General features: G+C 37.5%; 2 protein-coding genes and 1 pseudogene. All 3 read left to right on the top strand.

Going from position 1 to position 4,538, the window contains the following annotated elements; genetic code table 11:
• Nucleotides 1-165: 165 nt before the first annotated feature.
• On the top strand, nt 166-3,621 hold the full coding sequence (gene carB, locus OZD66_RS04765; RefSeq protein WP_182367500.1) for a carbamoyl-phosphate synthase large subunit: 3,456 nt from the start codon (nt 166-168) through the stop codon (nt 3,619-3,621).
• 164 nt (nt 3,622-3,785) lie between these two features.
• Nucleotides 3,786-4,001 carry a hypothetical protein gene (locus tag OZD66_RS04760; RefSeq protein ID WP_080717592.1) on the top strand — a complete coding sequence of 72 codons (216 nt, stop codon included), beginning with the start codon at nt 3,786-3,788 and terminating at the stop codon, nt 3,999-4,001.
• Nucleotides 3,998-4,451, top strand: a pseudogene (locus OZD66_RS06085) (IS110 family transposase); the annotation flags it as partial. The gene OZD66_RS04760 and the pseudogene OZD66_RS06085, both read left to right, overlap by 4 nt.
• Between the last annotated feature and the right edge of the window lie 87 nt (nt 4,452-4,538).

The raw sequence follows: 4,538 nt of genomic DNA, 5'->3' as shown, positions 1-4,538 counted from the left end.
TAACTATATGCTGCTGGCATTCAACCTCCTTATCATCATCTATCCTTATCCTATCACATCCGGACTTTTATGGAAAGAGCTATAATTAGCTAATAGGTTTAATAAAAATTCACATATACAGGAAAGATTGGTAACATTACTTGAATAGAGACCGTTATTGTAATTATGCCGAAACGCACAGATATAGAATCTATATTAGTAATAGGAGCAGGCCCAATAGTTATAGGTCAGGCATGCGAGTTTGATTATTCTGGAACGCAAAGCTGTAAAGTATTAAAAAGTGAAGGTTATAAAGTCATTTTGGTTAACTCCAACCCCGCAACTATAATGACAGATCCTGAATTCTCTGATGCAACTTATATTGAGCCGGTACTGCCTGAAATCATAGAGAAAATTATAATTAAGGAGAGGCCAGACGCAATATTGCCAACAATGGGCGGGCAAACAGCACTCAATTGCGCAATAAAACTTGCAGATGATGGAGTGTTAGACAAATACAATGTAGAATTAATAGGGGTAAATAGAGAAGCAATAAAAAAAGCAGAGGATAGAGAGTTATTCCGTCAGTCCATGGATAGAATAGGACTGAAATACCCCAAAAGTATCATTATAAAAAATCAAGAACAAATAAAAAAGGCTTTGGACTACGTTGGATTACCAGCAATCATCCGTTCATCATTCACTCTTGGTGGCGCAGGTAGTGGCATAGCATATAATAAAGAGGAGTTTTTCAATATCGCAGAAAGTGCTCTCAAAATTTCGCCAATAAATGAAGTTCAGATAGATGAATCAATTATCGGCTGGAAAGAATATGAAATGGAAGTTATCCGCGATTGTAAAGATAACTGCATAATAGTCTGTTCGATAGAAAATGTTGATCCGATGGGAGTGCACACTGGGGATAGCATAACTGTTGCTCCTGCTTTGACTCTGCGTGACGTAGAATACCAACAGATGAGAAATGCATCTATAGCAGTGCTGAGAGAAATTGATGTTAGTGCCGGTGGTGCAAATGTTCAATTTGCAGTGAATCCTAAAGAAGATGGAAGCCTCGTTGTGATTGAGATGAATCCAAGGATTTCTCGCTCTTCTGCACTTGCCTCAAAAGCAACAGGCTATCCTATTGCAAAAGTTGTCACTAAACTTGCTATTGGCTATTCCCTCGACGAAATACGTAACGACTGTGCTCCAATAATACCAGCAGCATTCGAACCAGTGATTGATTATATCGTCACTAAAATTCCTCGATTTGAGTTTGAGAAATTTAAAGGAACGAATTGTGAACTATCAACCTCCATGAAATCAGTGGGAGAAGTAATGTCTATAGGCCGCACTTTTAATGAGTCACTGCAGAAAGCTTTTCGTTCACTTGAAACTGATCTTACAGGACTTGATGAAGTGTTTCCTGAGAACATTGATATTGATCACGTAAAATCTCAATTAGCAAAATTGCTACCAAACAGATTACTGATTGCTGCTGACGCAATGCGCCACGGAATTAGCATAGAAGAAATAAATTCGATTACAGGATATGACTTATGGTTTCTGCAAAATATGCAGCAAATTATATTAACTGAACAAAAAATCAAGGAAAATGGATTTCCTGGAACTGCGTACGAAATGTTAGAGCTGAAAAAAATGGGATTTTCAGATGCAAGATTAGCAAAGTTAAGTAATAGACCTACCTCTGTCATTCCAGTACCCTCTAATGTCATCCCAGTGCGTGACACTGGGATCCAGCCAGCGTTACACGCTGGAGATCGAGTAAAACAAATCGAAGAAATAAGAAAAAAATTTGGCATTAAACAAGTTTATAAACGCGTAGACACCTGTGCAGCTGAATTTGAATCGAGCACTGCTTATATGTATGGCTGCTATGAGGGTGATGTTGAAAATAAAACGGAATGTGAGGCGAATATTTCTGACCGAGAAAAGGTTGTCATTTTAGGAAGTGGTCCAAATCGCATTGGTCAAGGTATTGAGTTTGATTATGCATGCGTACATGCAGCTTCTGCCGCCAAAGAAATGGGGTATGAAACAATAATGATCAACTGTAATCCCGAAACTGTCTCAACTGACTACGATACCGCTGATCGTTTATATTTTGCACCACTCATTGCAGAGGATGTGCTTGAAATACTAAGTAAAGAGCAAGAAAATGGCACACTGGTTGGTGTAATAGTTCAAATAGGTGGTCAAACACCTTTAAAGTTAGCCAAAGTGCTTAACGAGAGAGGTTTCAAAATTTTGGGAACTTCGTTTGATTCTATTGACCTTGCAGAAGATCGCATGAGGTTTAAAAACCTTGCTTTGCAACTTAATTTAAAACAACCTGAAAATTCTATCTGCCATTCAGTAGAAGAAGCGTTAACCAACGCAGAAAAGGTGGGGTTTCCACTAGTAGTCAGGCCATCATATGTCCTTGGCGGTCAGTCTATGTCGATTAGACACGATACTCAGAGCTTCAAAGAGTATGTCTTGAATCAAACCAAAATTTTTGAACACGGATCGCTGCTTCTTGATAAATTTTTAGTCAATGCAGTTGAGGTTGATGTTGATGCTGTATGTGATGGGGAAAAAGTTTTCATTGCAGCGGTCATGGAGCATATTGAAGAAGCTGGTATCCACTCTGGTGATTCAACATGCTCAATACCGACAAATACATTGAGTGACGAAGTAATAAAAGAGATTAAGCTACAAACTGAAAGAATAGCTCTTGCACTAGAAGTGAAAGGTCTGATAAACATTCAGTTTGCTGTTCAAGAGAATAGACCTCTTGCAGAACCTGTTTGTGATGAGAAATCTTTAGGAAAAGTGCAGATGAGCACCACAGAATACTCGAATGTATTTGAGGAGCACAGACAAGCTTTGACGACAAAATTGCCTTCAGAAATCGAGTTATGCAAGAGGTCTAGTGATGTATACATACTTGAAGTGAATTTAAGGGCTAGTCGAACCGTTCCTTTTATTTCCAAGGTAATCAATATTCCTATTGCAAAGCTTGCCACTCAGGTTATTTTGGGTAAAAAATTGAATCAGGAAAACAAGCCTTTCAATCATTTTGCAGTTAAAGCTGCTGTTTTTCCATTTACCCGCTTTGCAGGAGTTGATACTTTACTTGGTCCTGAAATGAAATCAACAGGAGAAGTGATGGGAATTGACTCATCATTTGAAGCTGCACTTGCAAAAACGCACATGGCTGCAGGATACAAGTTACCAACAGAAGGAACAGCTCTGGTTTCAGTAAAAGATGATGATAAAAAGTATATATTGCCAGTTGCACGAATGTTGAAAGAACTGAGTTTTGAAATATATGCCACCAAAGGCACAGCTTCGTATCTGAACAATAACGGCATTGCTGCACAAGCTGTAAATAAAGTAAGAGAAGGCAGACCCCACATAGTTGATATGCTCAAAGATGGAAAAATAAATCTAGTGATTAATACTTCAAAAGGTGTAAAGTCAGTCTCAGACAGCAAAGATATCAGGAGAACTGCTATTTTGCAAAATATAGCTTACAGCACCACAGCTTCCGGAAGTAAAGCGTTAGTGCTTGCAATTCAATATGTAAAGAATAGCAAACTGGAAGTGAAATCATTACAGCAGATACAAAACGTTTAAATATCAAAACTAGAATAATTCACTCTCAAAATGCTAAAGAGAACATAATAAAAAGATGGAAATTTTGAAGGAAATAGTATACCTAAAGAATCAACTAGCGTAATTGAACAGCCAAATGCTGCAACGAATGCTCCACAATCTCACCTAGAGGACACTTCCCTTATATGTTAAGAACAAGTCTTTATAAATATCAAAGTAGTGAGATTAAAGACACACAGAGAAGAGGAATCGTCACGCCCCTTGATTATAAGAATCGTTGTTCAGCAAGGTTCTCTTCTCTGGTTTATTATACTGAAAGTTCCGAACAACTGATTGAGCTTTTAGGCTCGTATATAAGGCTGGAAAATGCAGTATATGTTATTATTACGGAGGAATTATGAATTCATCAAACATTATTGCTGGCATTGATGTTAGCAAAAGTAAATTAGATCTCCACATTCACTCACTTGAGCATTATAAAATATTTGAAAACAATGTACAATCCATTGATGAAATGCTGGACTTTTTACGTTTGCATAATGTAACCAAAATTGGTCTTGAGGCAACTGGTGGATACGAAAAATTATGTGCCTGTACTTTACTAAGCAATGGTTTTGAGGTGTACGTCATTCAACCAAGGTGGGAGAGACTATGCTAAAAGCCTTGGTATTACTACAAAAACTGATAAAATAGACTGCAGTATCATCTCACGTTATATTAATAATACAGATATGCGTGTTACTCCTTTAACAGTTAGTAATGGTAATATTGATTGCTTGAAACAAAAATTATCTCGTAGAAACCAACTTGTAGAAATAGCAAAAATACAAAAAACCCAAATCCAACAGGTATAGCATTTCTCATAATAGTCCGAACAGGTCATAGGAAGGCAGAATCAACAGCACGACGAAAGGATTCGAATAGAGGAATGTTTTTCC

The organism is Wolbachia endosymbiont of Drosophila baimaii, from assembly GCF_028982185.1.
GTDB classification, from domain to species: Bacteria; Pseudomonadota; Alphaproteobacteria; order Rickettsiales; family Anaplasmataceae; genus Wolbachia; species Wolbachia pipientis.
The sequence above is the reverse complement of the archived record's forward strand: the minus strand, read 5'-3'. Positions and strand labels throughout refer to the sequence as shown.

Bases quoted from the DNA above. Each gene is read 5' to 3' on its own strand.
- OZD66_RS04760 (WP_080717592.1), top strand. From the start codon at position 3,786: ATGTTAAGAACAAGTCTTTATAAATATCAAAGTAGTGAGATTAAAGAC.
- carB (WP_182367500.1), top strand. From the start codon at position 166: ATGCCGAAACGCACAGATATAGAATCTATATTAGTAATAGGAGCAGGC.